Source organism: Maridesulfovibrio zosterae DSM 11974 (assembly GCF_000425265.1).
Classification (GTDB): Bacteria; Desulfobacterota; Desulfovibrionia; order Desulfovibrionales; family Desulfovibrionaceae; genus Maridesulfovibrio; species Maridesulfovibrio zosterae.
Genome location: NZ_AUDC01000001.1, coordinates 71,237 through 88,357 on the forward strand (window position 1 = coordinate 71,237; position 17,121 = coordinate 88,357).

General features: G+C 45.2%; 16 protein-coding genes. 1 reads left to right on the forward strand and 15 read right to left on the reverse strand.

The genetic code is table 11. The features are described from left to right. Positions 1 to 10: 10 nt before the first annotated feature. The 15 genes from H589_RS18835 to H589_RS0100315 form a co-directional block, all read right to left on the reverse strand. A complete protein-coding gene (locus H589_RS18835) occupies positions 11 to 1,441 on the reverse strand; it encodes a DUF3131 domain-containing protein (protein WP_051249552.1) in 1,431 nt (476 codons plus the stop codon). Next, positions 1,438 to 2,958 (reverse strand): DUF3131 domain-containing protein, encoded by a 1,521-nt coding sequence (locus tag H589_RS0100250; protein WP_027720167.1) that lies wholly within the window; start codon positions 2,956 to 2,958, stop codon positions 1,438 to 1,440. The genes H589_RS18835 and H589_RS0100250 overlap by 4 nt, the downstream gene beginning before the upstream one ends. A gap of 7 nt (positions 2,959 to 2,965) precedes the next feature. Continuing rightward, positions 2,966 to 3,982, reverse strand: coding sequence for a hypothetical protein (locus H589_RS0100255; protein ID WP_027720168.1), 1,017 nt, complete (start codon positions 3,980 to 3,982; stop codon positions 2,966 to 2,968). 33 nt (positions 3,983 to 4,015) lie between these two features. Further along, entirely contained in the window at positions 4,016 to 5,371 is a 1,356-nt protein-coding gene (locus tag H589_RS0100260) for a DUF3131 domain-containing protein (RefSeq protein ID WP_027720169.1), read from the reverse strand. Positions 5,372 to 5,441: 70 nt separating this feature from the next. Then, positions 5,442 to 7,253, reverse strand: coding sequence for a glycosyltransferase (locus tag H589_RS0100265; RefSeq protein ID WP_027720170.1), 1,812 nt, complete (start codon positions 7,251 to 7,253; stop codon positions 5,442 to 5,444). Positions 7,254 to 7,281: 28 nt separating this feature from the next. Beyond that, positions 7,282 to 7,617, reverse strand: a complete 336-nt coding sequence (locus tag H589_RS0100270) for an STAS domain-containing protein (RefSeq protein ID WP_027720171.1) — start codon at positions 7,615 to 7,617, stop codon at positions 7,282 to 7,284. 40 nt (positions 7,618 to 7,657) lie between these two features. Continuing rightward, positions 7,658 to 8,404: a dolichyl-phosphate beta-glucosyltransferase gene (locus H589_RS0100275; protein WP_035074493.1), complete on the reverse strand. Its 747-nt coding sequence runs from the start codon at positions 8,402 to 8,404 to the stop codon at positions 7,658 to 7,660. Between the two features lie 9 nt (positions 8,405 to 8,413). Further along, the gene (locus H589_RS0100280; protein ID WP_051249553.1) at positions 8,414 to 8,770 is read right to left on the reverse strand and encodes a DMT family transporter; all 357 of its coding nucleotides are present in this window, start codon (positions 8,768 to 8,770) and stop codon (positions 8,414 to 8,416) included. A gap of 11 nt (positions 8,771 to 8,781) precedes the next feature. Then, on the reverse strand, positions 8,782 to 9,132 hold the full coding sequence (locus tag H589_RS0100285; RefSeq protein ID WP_035074494.1) for an EamA family transporter: 351 nt from the start codon (positions 9,130 to 9,132) through the stop codon (positions 8,782 to 8,784). After that, positions 9,132 to 9,560: an ATP-binding protein gene (locus H589_RS18840; protein WP_051249554.1), complete on the reverse strand. Its 429-nt coding sequence runs from the start codon at positions 9,558 to 9,560 to the stop codon at positions 9,132 to 9,134. Before H589_RS18840 ends, H589_RS0100285 begins: the two co-directional genes overlap by 1 nt. Continuing rightward, positions 9,560 to 10,540, reverse strand: a complete 981-nt coding sequence (locus H589_RS0100295) for a metallophosphoesterase (RefSeq protein ID WP_051249555.1) — start codon at positions 10,538 to 10,540, stop codon at positions 9,560 to 9,562. The genes H589_RS18840 and H589_RS0100295 overlap by 1 nt, the downstream gene beginning before the upstream one ends. Then, entirely contained in the window at positions 10,537 to 11,685 is a 1,149-nt protein-coding gene (locus H589_RS0100300; RefSeq protein ID WP_027720176.1) for a SpoIIE family protein phosphatase, read from the reverse strand. Before H589_RS0100300 ends, H589_RS0100295 begins: the two co-directional genes overlap by 4 nt. A 123-nt stretch (positions 11,686 to 11,808) precedes the next feature. Next, a complete protein-coding gene (locus H589_RS18845) occupies positions 11,809 to 12,939 on the reverse strand; it encodes an HD domain-containing phosphohydrolase (RefSeq protein WP_035074497.1) in 1,131 nt (376 codons plus the stop codon). A gap of 43 nt (positions 12,940 to 12,982) precedes the next feature. Next, a complete protein-coding gene (locus H589_RS20205) occupies positions 12,983 to 15,433 on the reverse strand; it encodes a PAS domain S-box protein (RefSeq protein WP_051249556.1) in 2,451 nt (816 codons plus the stop codon). Between the two features lie 12 nt (positions 15,434 to 15,445). Continuing rightward, positions 15,446 to 15,793: a PAS domain S-box protein gene (locus H589_RS0100315; RefSeq protein ID WP_027720177.1), complete on the reverse strand. Its 348-nt coding sequence runs from the start codon at positions 15,791 to 15,793 to the stop codon at positions 15,446 to 15,448. 349 nt (positions 15,794 to 16,142) lie between these two features. Between H589_RS0100315 and H589_RS18855 the strand changes: the two genes are divergently transcribed. Then, a partial coding sequence (locus H589_RS18855) for a hypothetical protein (protein WP_156891579.1) occupies positions 16,143 to 17,121 on the forward strand: 979 nt, incomplete at its 3' end.

Consider the following 17,121-nt stretch of genomic DNA (forward strand, 5'->3'; position numbering starts at 1 on the left):
GGGTTCTCCGTTAGGGATCATATTTGTGTATGGTTATGTAGGGCTGATATTTCCATGGCGGCAATGCTTTGCCCGGCAGTGAATTTGTCTTGAAAAATTTATCCCAGTAACTTTCCTTTTCGCTGTATTTCAGCAGTTTGCCCTGCGCTTTGTAGAGCAGGATTTCCATGATGACCCCGTTTCCGTTAAGGGTGATCGCCTTGTTGATCTTTCCTGTCTTTTCATAGCGCCCGACGTAAAAACCTTTGTCCGGTTCAAACATGGTTGAGGCTACTTCCGCCAGCAGGTCAGTATAGTCGGATTTGAAAAGTACCCAGAGTCCCAGAGCTGCTTTTGTATTCAGGCAGGCTAACTGAGGCATGGCTTTACCTTCATGACTCATGGTCGCCCACGGAATTCCGTGACCGAGGATAGTGTCATAAACAAAGTAGGGGGCCTGATCCACAGCATCTTCTGTTTTTGCGGTCAGGATGCCTGTGTTCAGGAAACGTGATTCCTGTGCCTTGTATACTGCCCATGCGAATTTTGCCTGCATGGGGTCGGTATGTCTGGTGACTGAGGTATTGCGGTTTTCCGGCAGGTCCCAGTTATGCTCAATGCCGTCCAGTACAAAATTTTCAGTTACCACGAAGTTCGGGGCATGTTGATTTTCCGGTTCACGGGCATCGAACGGGACCGGCACTCCGTAAATAGTGATGGTGGAATAAGGGTCGATTTTTGATGCGGCATCAGTATTTGCACCCCACAGGGCGAAACCGCGCGCAGCATATTCTTCATAACCGAGTCTTCCCTCGGCGTAGTGAATCAGGTTATTCTCATCACGCTGATAGTAACTGGCCCCGAACATTGTTCCGTTGCGGTCCATCAGTTTGGTCCAGTTCCAGCGCATGACAGCCTTGTCGATCTGCTGTGAGTATTCTGGATGTCTCTCCTTGATAATGCGCAGCCAGATGAGCAGCCTCCCGAGATCAAGAGCCGACCAGCCAAGTGCTCCGGGCTGGTTGGCCCAGTCCACCATAGCGCCGTTGTCTGCGCTGTAAAACTGGTTTGGCAGATCGCCCCGGAACAGTTCCATTACATTCAGCCATGAAATAATTTTGCGGATACGCGAATCAAATTCTTTATCATCAATTAATCCCAGCTCGTTGGCGGAAAGAATAGCTGCCATATGGGCTGATAAATCCCACATGGTAAAAGGTGCGTAGTTCGGCTGTGCTCCGGCAAGTCCTGTATCGGGATTGACGTTGTTTTTAAAATAGCTCCATGCCGTTTGTGCCCACTGCTGCTCACGCTCGGTAAGCGGTCCCTGCCTTGCAATCTGACGACCGGCAGGTTTGATTTCCGCCGTACATGATGCAGGAAAGCTGAGTGCAGACCCGAAGCAGAGCAACGTGAAAAGTATGCTCAGCATAAATATTGCCTTCCGCTTCTGGCTGATCATGGTTGAGGCTCCGTTTTTTCCATGTTCAGCATGGGCTGAAATTCATTCTGGAATCTTGCCGGAGGAAGTCCTTTTTCCTCAAATGATTCATTTTCAAGGGTCAGTTCCCAGTATCCTTTGGTGACAGAGGGCTGAAACAGGGGACCGGAGAGCATGAAAGCCAGAGATTCAAGAATGACGGCGTTATCATTTAATGAAATCGCCTTGTTGATTGTTCCGCTGCTTTCATAAAATCCGGCGTACCAGCCTCCATAGCTGTCATACATGGTGACCACTGAGTCCATAAGCATATCAGTATAATCCTGATCAAACATAGCCCAGAGCAGGAAGCTTGCTCCAGTTGATACACAGGCTTGTTCTATTTGAGGGCGGCCGGATTTATCAATGGTTGCAAACGGTTCTCCAAGGGCCAGAACAGAATCGATAACAAAATAAGGCGGTCGGTCCAGATTATGATCAGCCCGGGCGGTGAGTATTCCGTCAACTGTATATCTGGACTTCTGAACTTCATAAATTGAGGCTGCAAACTGTTCTGATTTCAAGTCTTGCGGCCATCTATCAAAATCAGCAGCAGGACCGGGTTTTTTCCAGTTGAATTCTATGCCGTCAAGCAAGGGGAAAGTTGTGCTGACAGCACCTATCTGAAAAGGTTCGCCAAATGGACGCGGGCTGTTTCTTTCCTGTACGGGGCGATTGTCAAAAGGCAGCAGAATCTTATTGATGGTCATCAGTGAGTAGCTATCGGCCTTGAGAGATGCAGCAATATTGAAACCCCAGAGAGCGAATCCTTTTGCCGCATATTGCAAGTGTCCGAGCCGTCCCTGTCTGTACGCCCTGAGTTTTCCCTCCCGATAATATGAGCCGTATAGCAGTCCGTCCGCATCAATCAGGTTACGGAAATTCCAGCGCAGCACGGCACGGTCAATGGCAGCGGCGTGAGTCGGGTAGATATTACGTACAATACGCATCCAGATAAGCAGTCGGCCCAGTTCAAGTGCTGAATGACCGTCTTCCCCCGGTTGTCCTGCGCCATTTATGCTTTGTCCGGTACGTGCGTTGTAAAATGTGTTGGGAACTCCCAGAGAATTGAGCTGCATGGTATTCAGCCATGTTACGATCTTTGTCATGCGGGCATGAAATTCAACCTCTTCAAGAAGACCGATCCAGTTTGCAGAGGTCAGTGCCGCAAGATAGGAAGCTACATTGTCCATGGTCAGTGTGTCGCTGCCTACTGCGCCCTGCGGCAGTCCTGTTTCAGGAAATACGGTTCTGGTGAAGTATGTCCATGCCTGCTTAGCAATATTTAGCTGGTCTTCACTCAGTTGCGCCGGTTTATTGCTGCCCCATAGAGAATATTCTCCGGTAATATGTCTGGGGGAGACAGCTGTAGATGCCTCCTTAAAATTGAAAGCATCCGCATCTGTTTTATGCACAGGCACTTTGCAGCCGCAACAAAGCAGCAGTATACATATAAGTGCTGCCTGCAGGAGCCGTATAAAAGCTGTTCTGTATTCCATTAACTGATCACCATTCCATATATTTCGGACCCCACGGGGGGCGTGTTTTGCTTGGTTTTGATTTACTGCGTTTTGCTTTGCGTCCGGTCATAAAATTCCATATTGCTTCAAGGTCAAAATTGTATCCCAGAAAAATACTTCCATCCATTATGTCTCCGTCCTTGGCGCTGTTTCCCCACGGAAAGCCGTTGGGGGCATAGCTTGAGTATGCCAGAATAAACCCACCGGGAGACCAGTCATAATATCCGAAACCGTATGTAAAATCAGGATCTCCCGCTGTTGTCTGGGACGAATCCGGGTAAAGGTTGCCCTGTGCCCAGATGCTTATGTTATTCCAGATGGGGACGGAGAATCCCAGCCCGAACCATTGCTTCCACCAGCGTCCCTGCTGGTACTCAGGAGTAATGTTGTATGAGGCCCAGCCTAGTACTCTGGCCTCATCATCCGGATGAAGGAGCCTGACCACCTTTTCCGGTACTTCGAAGCGGTAGGTGGTGGTAATAGTTCCCTGATTAAGATCTGTAAATTCTTCACCGACTTTAGGAGAAAGCCTGTTGCCTCCGTAATTTGAGTATTCAAGGGACAGTGTGTCCGGTGCAAAGTTTGCCACTCCGAAACTATAGCTGAAATCCGGTTCATAACCCTGCTGATAGGTAGGGTCTGCATATTCATAAAATGTCACTCTGCCGTAGTAGGGTGACAGCCCGTTGAACCCGATGGTCTGGGTAAAGGACTGTTTTACTATTTCCTTTGGTGATTTCCCGTTTTTGTTGGCCTGCTGGATACTGTTCACCGCAGTTGTATAGCCTATGTTGATGGACATCTCCCTTGCCAGCACTTCACCGAAGGACTGCTTTCCGTTGAATTTCTCAGTATTAATTTTAAAAGAGCGTTCAATCATGTCCAGAAAACTCCAGCCCTTGTCAGTCTGATTGAATTTTTTCAATCCCGGGGACGGAATTTCTTTCATATACAGGTCGTCAGCGTGGCAGATGCTGCTTGAAATGAGCACTGTTAAAAACATGCATATCCAGACCCTGCCCGCAAGCATGACTGCCTACTTTCCGTCCTTGCCCATAATACGCAGGAACGGACCGAATTTTTTATAGTAAAGAGCTTCGAGGATAATTCCGTTGGTATTGCAGGTCGTAACTGCATTGATCCTCTGGTCATTCTCGTAAATTCCGGCATAAAAACCGTTGTCCGGTGTTGCCAGTTTATTTATTTTTTCCACTAACTGTTTGGAATATCCGGTTTCATAAAGTGTGTACCAGCCCAGTGCCGCCTTGGTGGACAGGGTTCGCCACTCAGCTGACTCCAGTCCTTCGGAAGTTATGCAGGCCCACTTTTTATTTTCGCCGTAGACAGTGTTGTAGACAAAGAAAGGATCTTCATTGAGAGCTGTTTCAGTCACCGCAGTGAAGATTCCTGTATTTTTGAAGCGGTTTTCCTGTGCAAGGTAGATGCGGTATGCAAATTCACGGGAATAGTGGTCAAAACCGAATTCTATCCCATCCAGAATATACGGTTCGCTGAGAGCGTAGGTGTGGGCGCCGAATATGGCAGAGGACCGCACATCAACCGGGACTTCCACATCTTCGATTTCAACAAATCCTGTATGATCAAGATAGCTGTACGCTGCGCTGATATCAAAACCGAGCAGGGCAAAAGATTTAGATACATATTCCTCGTAACCGAGACGACCTTCCTGATTGAGCTGTTCCACGGAATTCTTGTAGGTTACTCCGAAAAGCTGACCGTCTATGAACATGCGTTTGTAATTCCAGCGGGAAACTATTTCCCGTATTTTGGGAGTGTAGCGGCTGTATTCATAGAGAATGACATTGAAAGGGACAAAGAGCCGCCCGATATCAATGGCACTCCATCCTGTACCTGTATCGGAGGGCTTGTTCTGGTAGTCTGTCATGGAAAGTGACTTGGTATCGTATGCTTTGTTCGGCAGCTCTCCATTGTAGAGCGGTATTTTTGCCAGTGAATCAAGAGCCTTTTCCATGCGGGAATGAAATTCTTCTTCAGATATTATTTCCAGCTTGTACGCAGAAATAAGTCCCAGCAGATAGGATGCGGTATCCCACAGAGTTGTGAAGTGGAAGCCGGAAACAGAGTCGGCCAGACCGGTATCTTGATTCCAGTTTGTTTCGAAATACTTCCACGCTGTGCGGGCAGTTTTCATTTCCGGTTCAGTCAGATCACGCAAAGGAGGATTCGGGATATCCGGAGTAAATTCTACTAAAGCAACTTCACTGCCTGATTTGTCCATGGCCGTAAGAGTTCGAGTATCCTGAAGATGGCTTAGGTCGGTCAGGAAAAATATGATGAATCCTGTTGTGATAAGCCCCAGAATGACGGCTATCTGGCTGCGCATTTCAAGTATCTGCTGTTTGAAGCCCATATCTTTCTCCGCATAAAAATTATTCTTCTGCAATCAGGGTATCCACAGGGGGGCATCCCCTTATCCTGATCTATAATAGTCTGTCTGCTTCGGTTTTCCAGGTTGCGGCCCGCACAATTACCATTAGTGAGGACATGTTCAGCATGGACCAGAAGGTCGCTATTATGAATCCGAGCAGGTCGTATTCATAACCGAGAGCAATACGGCCCAGATACCAGATGATCCCTGCAACATTGAGCACTATGACAAAAATCTGCGGGCGAACCAGATCCAGCCTGGCTCTGCTTTCACCTGTTTTCGGTGTTACCTTGAATTTGATGGTTTCTCCCTTGAGCACTGTCCAGATGGCTTTGATATTTAATGGGAAAAAAGCCACATAATACTGGACATTACGCAGGGTATTAACTCCCCATGTGCCGAGCATGAAAGTAATCTGACATATAATCTGAAAAGAAAGGATATGGATAAAGAAATCCAGATCAAATCCTTTAACCGGAACAATTCCGGTGAAATAGAAAATTGCCGGAGTAATTAGAAAAATGAGCATCCAGAAGGCTGCGAAATATGAAAAAGTGGAGGCGAAATACATGAGCCGCTGACCTATGGACAGGCCGGGCAGGGTTGCGGGATTGTCCTGACGGAGCAGGTCAAGGGTTCCGCCGGCGTATTTGAAATTCTGGGTCAGATATGATTCCAGATCCTGAGGGGAAAGCATTTTAGAAAGTATTTCAGGGTGGTGTACTGATCTCCAGTTTCTGCTTTGATCTGCATGCAGAAGCATGGATGTATAGATGTCTTCGGATACATGGTATTTGTAGGGAGTGACTTCTGTATCGGTCATAAACCCGCGTGCTGCGCCGAACCTGATTGCTTCAGCAAGTTCAGGATCGTCAGCATCCTTACTGGCAAGGTCTGCATGTTTTTCAACTTCATCAATGTAGCGGAGCAGTGCGGCTCTTTGTACAGCTTCCCTCCTGTGCAAAGAGCCGGCACCGCAACAGAATGCTGCATTATAATTCATGCGGCGTCTTAGAATGCAGTCATAAAACATTCTGGGATCACTGCCGAAAATATCTTTTCCCACAAAGACTCTGCCGATAATTTTTTCAAAAAAAGCTCCGATTGAACCTGATATTTTACCGAATCTTTTACTGAGCCATTCCTCTAGACTGACTCCCTGAGGGATGTCATAAAACCATTGAGGAGTCTGCACCCATGCCACTTCGGGGTCTTTGAAGTAGCCAAGTGTTCTTTCCAGAAATTGTGGAAAAGGGCGGGTGTCGGCATCAAGAATTACGATGATATCACCGGAGGTCAGTTCCATGGCATTACGCAGGTTTCCGGCCTTGAATCCACGGTTGTCATCTCTGGTGATATAGTTGACACCTTCTTCAAGAGCTACTGCATGCATTTCCTCCCGTTTACCGTCATCAAGAACGTGGATTTTTATGTCGACGGCATAAGGGTAGGTAACTGCTTTGGAATCACGGATACTGTAGCGGACCAGTTCAGGATCTTCGGTGTAGGTTGGCAGAAAGATATCAATGCTGATCGGTCTGTCCTGCGGTGGACGGTCTTTCTCAGACAGTATTTCACTTACTGTTTCGGGCGGAGTTTTAGGCGCTTCATCCTTATTGGCCCACAGATTTACAATAAATAAGGTTGTACTCAGAAAGGCCATGGTCTCGGCAAGAGCCAGAGGGATGGAGAACCAGAGGGCTTCGGTGTTGAGAGAGTATACCCAGCGCCAGTGAAAGTACCAGACTCCCATCGCCAGATTGATGGTGGCCAGATATTGATACAGAAACTGCCGGCCGTTTGAGAATGGAACTGGCTGGTACGGTTTTCTGTCTTCGTATTGTGAAAAGTAAAAGTCCTTCATAGCACTTACCCTGCGCTGTTAAAAACTGCTAATACTCGGCAAGGGCGTCTTTTTCACAAGGAAATATTGCCAGAACCCTGTCCAGCCTGGTTAACTTGAGAAGTTCTTCAACCTGTTCATTTACCTCGCAAAGTTTGATGTCTCCTTTTACACCCACCTGACGGAGTGCTGAAATTATTGCCCCCAGTCCTGAGCTGTCGACAAAGTCAATGTTTTCAAGGTTGAGCAGTAAACGCAGGTTTCCTTCTTCAATCAGTCTGAGCAGGGCTGTTTTGAAATCAAGAGCTGTGCTGGCATCAAGACGGTGAGTTTCAGGTTTTACCACGCAGATATCGTTTTTTACTTGAATGTCTACTTTAAGCATTAGCTGTTTCTCCTCGCTGTTAAATAGTTGGCTGAAAATATCAGGCTTTGCGGTGAATCATACGTATCCGCATTACATCTATGAACATACGGATTGAGTCCCGCAGGGGATCTATTTTTGAGCCTTCGACATGTTCCCATTTTACCGGTATTTCCTTGATGCAATAGCCAAGCTTGCGGGCAAGAAAAAGTTGCTCCACATCAAAGCTGAAGCCGTAGAGCTTTTGCATGTCTGCAATCTTTTTACCCGCCTCACTGCTGAAAGCCTTGAATCCGCATTGGGTATCTTTAATTCCCCGAATGGCGAAGAGCCCGACTACCGAGTTGAATGTGAAACTCATCAGTTCCCGGTAAAATGGTTTTTTTTCCACTTCAGAATCGTCCATCCTGCGTGAACCGATGACTACCTCACAGCCTTTTTCCAGCTCAGGAAGGAATTTATTTACTTCTTCAATAGGAGTTGAGAGATCTGCGTCAGAAAAAAGAATGTATTTACCGTGTGCCCGCAGCATGCCCCTGGCAACGGAAAATCCCTTACCTACATTTTTAACATTTTCCATGATGGAACTGACATTTTGATCTTTCATTTCATTGCCGTATATATCTACGGTTTTAATCACTTCGGTTGTCCAGTCCCGGCTGCCGTCATCCACCACTATAATTTCACTTTTGTAAGGCTGGGCATTTAGAAATTCCTTCACTGTATACAGGGTGTCGGCTATTCTCTCCTGCTCATTGTAGGCAGGTATGACTACCGAAAGGTAGATATCATTTTGAGCGTTATTCATTAACAGACCTCACTTTTTGGCGGTAAGCCCAACTCCTGCTGAAATCACGAGGATTCCAGCCCATCGGGTTGGTGATATGGTATCTCCGAACATCCATAATGATCCCAGTGCAACCAGTACATAACCGGAACTCAGGAGCGGGTAGGCATAGCTGAGATCAAGCCTGCTGAGCACTGCTACCCAGATCATCATGGCAAGTCCGTATGCAATAAGTCCGGTAAAAACCCAGGGCTGAAAAATAATCTGAAAGAAGGTCATGATATCTGGATCTGTCAGCGGTCCCAGAGCAGTCATTCCTTTTTTCATGAAAAGTTGTCCGAGCACTCCCAGAATTACAGAGCAGGCTACAAGGAAATATGATTTCATGGTTATACTCCTCAGCTCCTTGATATCAGGACAATACCGAACATTATTACTGCAATGCCCGCATAGCGGTGTATGGGTATTTCCTCTTTAAAGAAAAGTTTTGATGCGACGGTTACCAGCACATAACCCAGACTCATCATGGGGTAGGCAAGGCTAAGTTCCATGCGGGATAAAACTATGAGCCAGAGAAAAGCTCCCAGTCCTAGAGTTGTGATGCCAAGAAATATATGGATGTTGGCTGCGGCTGCAATTACGCCTTTCCCATCCGCCATTTCAGATTTGATTCTGACCGCTCCGAGTTTCTGGAAAATCTGTCCCAGAGTGGTCATGGTCACTGATAAGACTACAAGCAGATATTCCATTATATCTCCTCCGTCCGGCTGTCTGAAATGTCCTTTTCCATAATCAGAACATTGGCATTTATTCCGGTTTCATAAACGACAGAGTCCATTACATGCTTTATGAGATACAGGCCGTAGCCGCCTTCATGAGCTTTTTCCAGATCAGGCTTGGATACATTCTTAAAATCAAATCCCGGACCATTATCCTCAACTTCAATGATCAGTTTTTTTCCGTCAGAGACCAGTGTCAGGACCACACTGCTTTCTTTTGAATTTTCAGCATGGCGTATGGCGTTGCTCACTGCTTCGGATACAGCAAGGTCAACGTGCCGGCTGGTTTTCTCATCCAGAGTCAGTTTTTCACAGCATTCTTTGACCATGGCTGCGCTGATGGAAAGATTTTTCAGGTCCGGCCTGAATTTTTTGTTTATGAATAGCTGGTTTGTCATTAAATATCCCCGTTTTCATCCGCTTTTGAATAAAGAATATGCATGGAGATTTCCGGAGGGCAGTTGAATCTGGCTTGAACTCCGGAACACCCCGTTCCCCGTGAAGTATATCCAGACATATTTTTGTATTGCCAGCTTCCGGAGGTCATTGCTCTTGGACAGTTTGCATGAGTGATTACAGGAAAACCTCCGGGAAGACATATCTGACCGCCGTGGGTATGTCCGCATATATAAAGATCTGTATTGTATTCTGCCGCTTCGGCATAAAGCTCAGGAGAATGGCTGAGCAGGATTGTGTATGTGTTGTCAGGTCGTGAACTGAAAGCCCTGTCAAGATCGTGAGAACCGTAAAAGTGCGGATCATCCACTCCGGCTATAAATATCTCGGATTCACCATGCCTGATGATAGAATTTTCATTGAGCAGGACTTTAATGCCGCTTTCTTCTAGAGAATGGACCTGTTCCAGAAAGTCATGATTTCCCAGAATCGCATAAGTTCCGTGCTGACAGTGAATGTGTTTTATAAGGCGGTTCATTCCAATAGAAGACGGGGTATAGCTGTGATGAGTCAGTAACCGGTAGTCACCGGTGAGAACGCAGAGGTCGTATTCAAGATCGTCCAGCACAGTGAAAAGGGCCTCGCCGCCATCAATAAATCCGTCAACGTGGATGTCGGTCAGTTGAAGTATCTTAAATCCTTCAAGATCAGGAGCGAGGTCTGAAATTTCAATGGCGTTTTCCTCCACTCTGAAGTCAAGGCTGTTGCGTCTGCCTCTGCTACGCATGCCTGAAATTCGCAGCATGATATCTACAAAGGTTATGAAAGCTTCGATATTTTCAAGATGGATTTTACCGAATCCTTTGCCGTAAAGTTCAGCTGAGTGTTCAACCTGCAATTTAAGCCGCTGTGCGGCTGCCTGTTCTCCCATCCGCAGAGACATGCGGGTGTAGAATTCCTGTGCAAGGGAAGTCATATTCATGATTCTTCTCCGGCAAATTCAAGGCAGCAGATTGTGACATCATCCTGTAGTGGAAGGTTTTCTCCGAATTTCAGCATTTCTTCATAAATATGATCAAGCACTGCTTTCGAGTATCTGGAGGCATTTTCAGTAATAATGGATATAAGGCGCTGCTCGCCGAACATTTCGTGCGATGGAGATTCGTATTCCGATAGTCCGTCAGTATAAACAAAAAGCCTGTCGCCTGCGTTGAAAGGAATTTCATCCTCCTCAAAAGGAATACCGATGTTGATACCGATAACGCTTCCACCTCTTTCAAGCTGTTCAATTGTTCCGTCACGGCGTTGCAGTATGGGGGGCAGGTGTCCGGCACTGCTGTATCTCAATGTCTCGCGGGATTTGTTAACGATCCCGTAAAACATGGTGAAATGCTTATTGAGCCGTTCAATGGGGAAATCAGAATCAAGCTGTTTTAAAAGGTCACCGGGAGAGGTTATGTTCTGTTGCTGTACCAGATGGGCGCTGCCTGAAAGGAGTCTGGATACGGATATTGCTGCAAGTGCCGCTGAAACACCGTGCCCGCTGATATCCATCAGATAAAATCCGGTATTATCTTCATCCAGCTTGATAAGATCAAACATATCGCCACCTACATCGCCACTGGGTTTGAAAAGCCAGTTCAGCGAGAGGTTGTTTATGTTTGAATCTATTTCCGGCAGAAAGCTTTGCTGAATAAAGGCCGCAGAATTCAGGTCTTCTTTAATTATACGTGCCTTCAGTTTGTTGTCTGTTATCAGTTCATACTGATCAAGTCCTGCATTGATGACTTTTAAAAGAGTGTCCCGCTCGGTCGGTTTAGTCAGGAATCTGAATACATATCCCTGATTAAGAGCAGTTACAGCTGCATGAATATCAGCGTGCCCGGTGAGAATAATACCTACGCTGTCTTCATTTAACTTACCTATTTCCGAGAGCAGAGTGAGTCCGTCCATATCCGGCATTTTAAGGTCTGACACAACAACAGGATATGGGCCGTTATCCCTGAACATTTGCAGGGCTTTTTCAGGGTGATCGGCTGTATCTATTTTGAACTCTTTGCGCAGAAGATTGCGGAATGAGGTAAGGATATTCACATCGTCATCCACGAAAAGGACTCTAGGCTTCATAAGTTCCTCAATAGATTGAGTTGATTTTTCAAATTTCAATATTTATACTAGTATAAATTATACCGTAACGTCTATTAAAGAAATAATTAATTGTATTATAGCATTTTTCTGACACTATTCAGATTATAAATGTGATCCTGATTTGCTCTCCAGCACCTTGATATGGTCGCTGGATTTTTTGTCCTTGAATATATTGATTATGCGCATAATAGATGCTTCTCCAACCTCCTGACCTTTAGTCGATATAAGTGTCCCTGTCGGTCCATATAAATTCTGGTCAAGTATCATGCCCGGTTTCAGATCTTTCACAGGTACTTTGCGGGAAGAATAATCAGCCTCCAGTATAACAGCCTGTTGCAGCGATTTCAGTACATTCTGCTCATACCACCCCTGTCGGGTGCTCAGTACATCAAGTGCATCACCGGATGTTTTTCCGCTTCGCAGTATTTCTTCGAAATCAAGGCAGGCTTTTAAAATTTTTGCTTCAAGTGGCAGATCCGGATTTTCACCGGCAGGTTCATTCTGTCTGCTGATAATTTCAACGACCTGATCCATGCGCGGAATGTTTGAAAGCAGTTTTGCGCCAATTCTTGGATGATCCATAAATTCAACCCGTTCCTGTTCGCTCAGTTTTTCGCCTGAATGAATCTTGTTAAGGGTTGTCTCGCTGAGTGAAATGCAGCCCAGCTGTGAGAGCATGGCAGCAAGTTCAAGGTGAAGAGTATTTCGCATTTTCAAAAGTTCCGCAGTCTTTACCGCCAGATGTTTAATACGCTCACTGCGGCTGAAGGATTGCGGACTTGCTACTGAGAGAATATCGGTAAGAACTTTTATACATCCGCGCAGTGTTCCGCGCAGCAGTTCTTTTTCCGAGGTGATCAGCTGATACTGATTAACAGCTGCTTCCAGAATGCGATGCATATCTGCATTTGGTATTGGTTTGGTCAGAAAGCGGAAAACATGCCCACGGTTAACGGCCAGCGAAGCTGATTCCACGTCGGCGTGTCCGGTGAGCATTATTCTTACAGATTCCGGTACCGCTTTCTGGACTCGGTGCAGAAATTCAATCCCGTCCATGGAGGGCATTTTCAGGTCTGAAATAATAACTGCGTATGGAGCGTTGGTTGTTATCATTTCAAGGGCTTTTACGGCTCCCTGTGCTGTATCAACATCATAATCTTTACGCAGCAGAAGTTTCATAGATTTCAGGATATTAATTTCGTCATCAACAAATAGAATTCTAGGTTTCTTCATAATTACCCTTTAGTGATAAATGAGCTATGGCTACCACAGCTGTTTACTCAAGCGGCAGTTTTATGGTGAAAGTTGTTCCTGTTTCCGGTGAAGAGTCCACATCAATACTGCCGTTATGTTTGCTGACTATTATGTCATGCACAATTGCGAGTCCCTGTCCTGTTCCTTCTCCTACTTTCTTGGTTGTAAAAAAAGGTTCGAAAATCTTGTCTTTTATTTCCGGGGTCATTCCTGAGCCGTTGTCGGAAAGCCTGATGATGACAAAATTATTATCAAGTGATGTTGCAATTGTTATTTTACCTTTTTCCCCGCTGCCTTCGAATTTCTTCCTGATGGCGTGGGCTGCATTGACAGTCATATTCAGTAATACCTGATTTATGCTGCCATGAAAGCATTTTATGTGCGGAATATCACCCGGCTTCAACTCCATTTCGGCAACATATTTCCATTCATTGCGGCAGACTGTTGTAGTCGTAGTGATTGATTTATTAAGGTCAGTGAGTTGTTTGTCCTCATGACCGGGGTGGGAAAAGTTCTTCATGGCCCGGACAATGTCAGCTACTTTGGTAACTCCTTCGCTGGCAACATTACAGGCGCCGGGAATTTCTTTAATCAGAAATTCAAGGTCCTGTTCTTCTGCAACTTCGTCTCTGCTGTTCATCATTTTTTCAAATTCATTTAATTTCCGGCAGGCCTGCAGGATTTTTTCATCTATTTCATGAACTTTGAGCAGGTCATCAAAGGCTTCTTTTATGAATAGAAGAGAGTCTCCGACATACTGGATCGGAGTATTTATCTCGTGCGCCACACCAGATGCCAGTCTGCCTATGGATTCGAGTTTCTGCGCCATAGCCAGTTTTCTTTCCAGATTTTTACGTTCAGCAATATCGAAAAGAATTACGGCCAGATGCGGGCGATATTTTAATGTGATAGGCAGTACATGACGTGTGACAGGAATGAGAGTGCCTTCAGTTCCTATCACAACACTTTCTTTTGTGGGTTCACCTTCGTATGATCGGGGGCAGACTGTATCAATGTATTTTCCTTGAGAGGCAAATACGTCATCACAGTTATATCCAATTATTTCAGATTTTTTAAATCCGAACATGGATTCAGCAACTTCATTGAGTTCTGTTATGGTTCTGTTTTCCAGATCGATAATAAGGAAGGCCGCATATATTCCATCAAGCAGGGAACGCAGCAATTCGCTGCTCTGGCGGATAAGCCGCTCAGCTTCTTTTCTTTCAGCTATTTCCCGAATCAACTCTTCCGTCTTTTGAGTCAGATCCTTTGTCCGCGTATCAACCAGCTGTTCAAGATGCTCATTAAGCTCATGCAGTTCATGTTCCTGACGTTTTCTTTCAGAAATATCCCGTACAATTGCGGTAAACATGGTTGCATCAGCCGTTATTATTTCATTGATTGAAAGCTCGATGGGGAATCGTGTTCCATCTTTGCGCATTGCCTCTATCTCCCGTCCTATCCCGATTATTTTGGGAATGCGGGTAGTCAGATAACGCTTAATAAAACTGTCGTGATGGGGGCGCAGTTCAGGGGGGACGAATTGACGAACATTCTTTCCCACAAGTTCTTTGTGTTCGTAGCCGAAAATTTTTTCTGCTGCCGGATTTACGGTAATGATATCACCTTTTGAATCGGCTGTTACTATCGCATCAATCACCCCGTTGAACAGGGCTGAAAGCTTTGCTTCCCGATCTTCAAGAGATTTCTGGGCCAGTCGCTTTTCAGTAATATCCGTTTTTATGGCAATAAAGTTGGAAATCTTTCCATCGGAATCTCGCACCGGAGTTATTTTTTGTTCTTCGTAATAAATTTCACCGGTTTTGCGTTTGTTGACCATTTCTCCAATCCAGAGGGAACCGGAAAGGATTGTGTCCCACATTTCTGCGTAAAATTCTTTGGAGTGGTGGCCTGACTTCAGTATTTTTAATGTGTCTCCGTATATTTCATCGAATTCATATCCGGTCATGCTGGTAAAAGCTTTGTTGGCCCAGTGAATTTTGCCTCGCTTATCCAGAATTACAATTGCATCTGCTGCAGCGGCAAGTGCTGAACCCTGAATCCGGTAGTCGGCCAGTTCTTTTTCTTTAGATGAATCCCGTGCAGTGATAACGGTACTTTGATTTCCGTCTAATGTGTTAAGATACTGAATCTTTATGAAGAAGGGGATGTTGTCGGGACCGAATGTGTAGTCTCCCTGTTGTGAAGTCTCCAGCCTTAACGCAACTGAAAGCGGGTGAGCTTCTGCCGGAAGTTTCTGTCCTCGCTTGTTGAGAGGGAAGAAGTCAGTCACTGTTTTGCCCATGATGAATATCCGTTTCTGACCTATAAGTCTGGCAAAACTGTCATTGCACCATTTTACCTTTCCTTCGCTGTCAGTCCAGAGAATAGCCTCATCAATAGAACTCAGTACCGCCTCCAGCCTGCCGATGGATGAACGCAGCTCATTTATGATTTCAGTCTTTTTTTCCATGGCACTTCAGCCTTAAGTCAGTATTTTTATCTGGGCTGCAAATGCCTTTTGGCCGTTGATCTCACCGCTTAAAATAAAATGCTCTGCCATTAGAATTCTTCCATCCTGTGCAAGTATTTCAAGATCAAGATGCTGCCCCAGCAAGGTAGCATTATCTGTTGCCAGATACGCTGAGAAGCCGAGCTGATGTGCATCGCGCAAGGCGGAAGGGATAATTTTTGTCAGCGAATTTCCAACCAATTCTGTTTCTGTCCATCCAAATTCAGCTGTGAAAGCTTTATTGATGCACACAATTGCTCCAGTAAAATCCGCTGAAATAACAGGTTGATCTTCCACTTTTATCAGCTCTTGAAAATTCATGCGTACTCCTGCTTTGGTATGTGCCGGTATAGATTATATGAAATTTAACTATGTCACATGCAGGTTAAAAAAGGCAAGAGCGGAGATAAAAAACAGGCGGATATCAGGTGATACCGATTAGTGGGGGAGGAGTCGGAAAGGGGCTGAAGAGACTTATTTTTATCTACTCAGCATGATTCTACTTCAATATGTATAGTGTGTAAGTGATTATACTTATAAATATTATTTTTGTTATAAATTGACTTGAATTTTTAATTTGGTGTATATGAGCTGTGCGCTTATTTTCAAAAGAATATATTTACAACAAGCTAACTTTTTAAGACTTTAAAGATAGGAGAGATGGGGAGATATGAAGTTTAATTGTAAGTTAAGGATAATAGTAACTGCTATTACGATGGTGACAGTATTTATATTATCCGGCACAGCCTTTGCCGAATGGACTATAAATGTTCCGGGTGCGCTCGGTACAAATATTGTGGACAGTGTTGCGACTTCGAAAGGGATGGTTGCAGTAGGGCAGGATGGTAAGCTTTATTCTATGAGCACATCCTCAATGAGTGGCACTCCCAATTGGGAGCTGCTCATCTCGCCCGTAACGGATGATTTTGCCGGAGTTGCTTATGACGGTAGCAAATATTGGGCTGTTTCGGTTACAGGAAAAATCATAACATCTACTCAGGGAAGTGTTTGGAAAGCTGTTTCTGTCCCTACTAAGTTGCAATCTGTTATTGCTGAGAATGTTGTAGGAATTGCTGCTGCCGACGGAAAGGCTTTTATTGTCACATCTGCTGGCGGGCTGCTCAGTACAGACGGTACTGATTGGAAAGATTATAGTTCTGAGCTGAAAAAGGCCTCTCTTGCATCCGGGAATAACATTAAGGGTCTAAAAATATTTTCCAACGCTGATAGTAAGTGGCTGGCCATTTTCGGCCATGGCGGTTTGTGTCAGTTTGATCTGGACGGTGAAACTCTGACTACTGAAACCACATTTTCAAAATTAAATGATATTAATGATCTTGTAATCAATGCACATAATGATTGGATTATTGTAGGTGGTGCCGGAGGTTCCGGAAAAATATTTGCCGGTACAGATTTTGCCAAAAAAGATTCTCTGACTGCTATCAGCGTGAAAGATTCCTCCGGTGAAGATTATAACCCTGCTGACATCCTTTCTGTTTATTATGATTCCACTGAAAAGGCAGGATTTGCCTGCGGTCAGGCCGGATTGCTGCTTCAGATCAAAAATGATGGAAGTTCATATTCAGCAACATACGTACCGCAAACCACTACAACTGAAAATCTTAATACTGTAGCAAGCGCTGATGCTA

What these genes read in the sequence shown, in the direction of transcription:
- H589_RS18835 (WP_051249552.1), bottom strand. Translation starts at nt 1,441, where the DNA reads ATGATCAGCCAGAAGCGGAAGGCAATATTTATGCTGAGCATACTTTTC.
- H589_RS0100250 (WP_027720167.1), bottom strand. Translation starts at nt 2,958, where the DNA reads ATGGAATACAGAACAGCTTTTATACGGCTCCTGCAGGCAGCACTTATA.
- H589_RS0100255 (WP_027720168.1), bottom strand. Translation starts at nt 3,982, where the DNA reads ATGTTTTTAACAGTGCTCATTTCAAGCAGCATCTGCCACGCTGACGAC.
- H589_RS0100260 (WP_027720169.1), bottom strand. Translation starts at nt 5,371, where the DNA reads ATGGGCTTCAAACAGCAGATACTTGAAATGCGCAGCCAGATAGCCGTC.
- H589_RS0100265 (WP_027720170.1), bottom strand. Translation starts at nt 7,253, where the DNA reads ATGAAGGACTTTTACTTTTCACAATACGAAGACAGAAAACCGTACCAG.
- H589_RS0100270 (WP_027720171.1), bottom strand. Translation starts at nt 7,617, where the DNA reads ATGCTTAAAGTAGACATTCAAGTAAAAAACGATATCTGCGTGGTAAAA.
- H589_RS0100275 (WP_035074493.1), bottom strand. Translation starts at nt 8,404, where the DNA reads ATGAATAACGCTCAAAATGATATCTACCTTTCGGTAGTCATACCTGCC.
- H589_RS0100280 (WP_051249553.1), bottom strand. Translation starts at nt 8,770, where the DNA reads ATGAAATCATATTTCCTTGTAGCCTGCTCTGTAATTCTGGGAGTGCTC.
- H589_RS0100285 (WP_035074494.1), bottom strand. Translation starts at nt 9,132, where the DNA reads ATGGAATATCTGCTTGTAGTCTTATCAGTGACCATGACCACTCTGGGA.
- H589_RS18840 (WP_051249554.1), bottom strand. Translation starts at nt 9,560, where the DNA reads ATGACAAACCAGCTATTCATAAACAAAAAATTCAGGCCGGACCTGAAA.
- H589_RS0100295 (WP_051249555.1), bottom strand. Translation starts at nt 10,540, where the DNA reads ATGAATATGACTTCCCTTGCACAGGAATTCTACACCCGCATGTCTCTG.
- H589_RS0100300 (WP_027720176.1), bottom strand. Translation starts at nt 11,685, where the DNA reads ATGAAGCCTAGAGTCCTTTTCGTGGATGACGATGTGAATATCCTTACC.
- H589_RS18845 (WP_035074497.1), bottom strand. Translation starts at nt 12,939, where the DNA reads ATGAAGAAACCTAGAATTCTATTTGTTGATGACGAAATTAATATCCTG.
- H589_RS20205 (WP_051249556.1), bottom strand. Translation starts at nt 15,433, where the DNA reads ATGGAAAAAAAGACTGAAATCATAAATGAGCTGCGTTCATCCATCGGC.
- H589_RS0100315 (WP_027720177.1), bottom strand. Translation starts at nt 15,793, where the DNA reads ATGAATTTTCAAGAGCTGATAAAAGTGGAAGATCAACCTGTTATTTCA.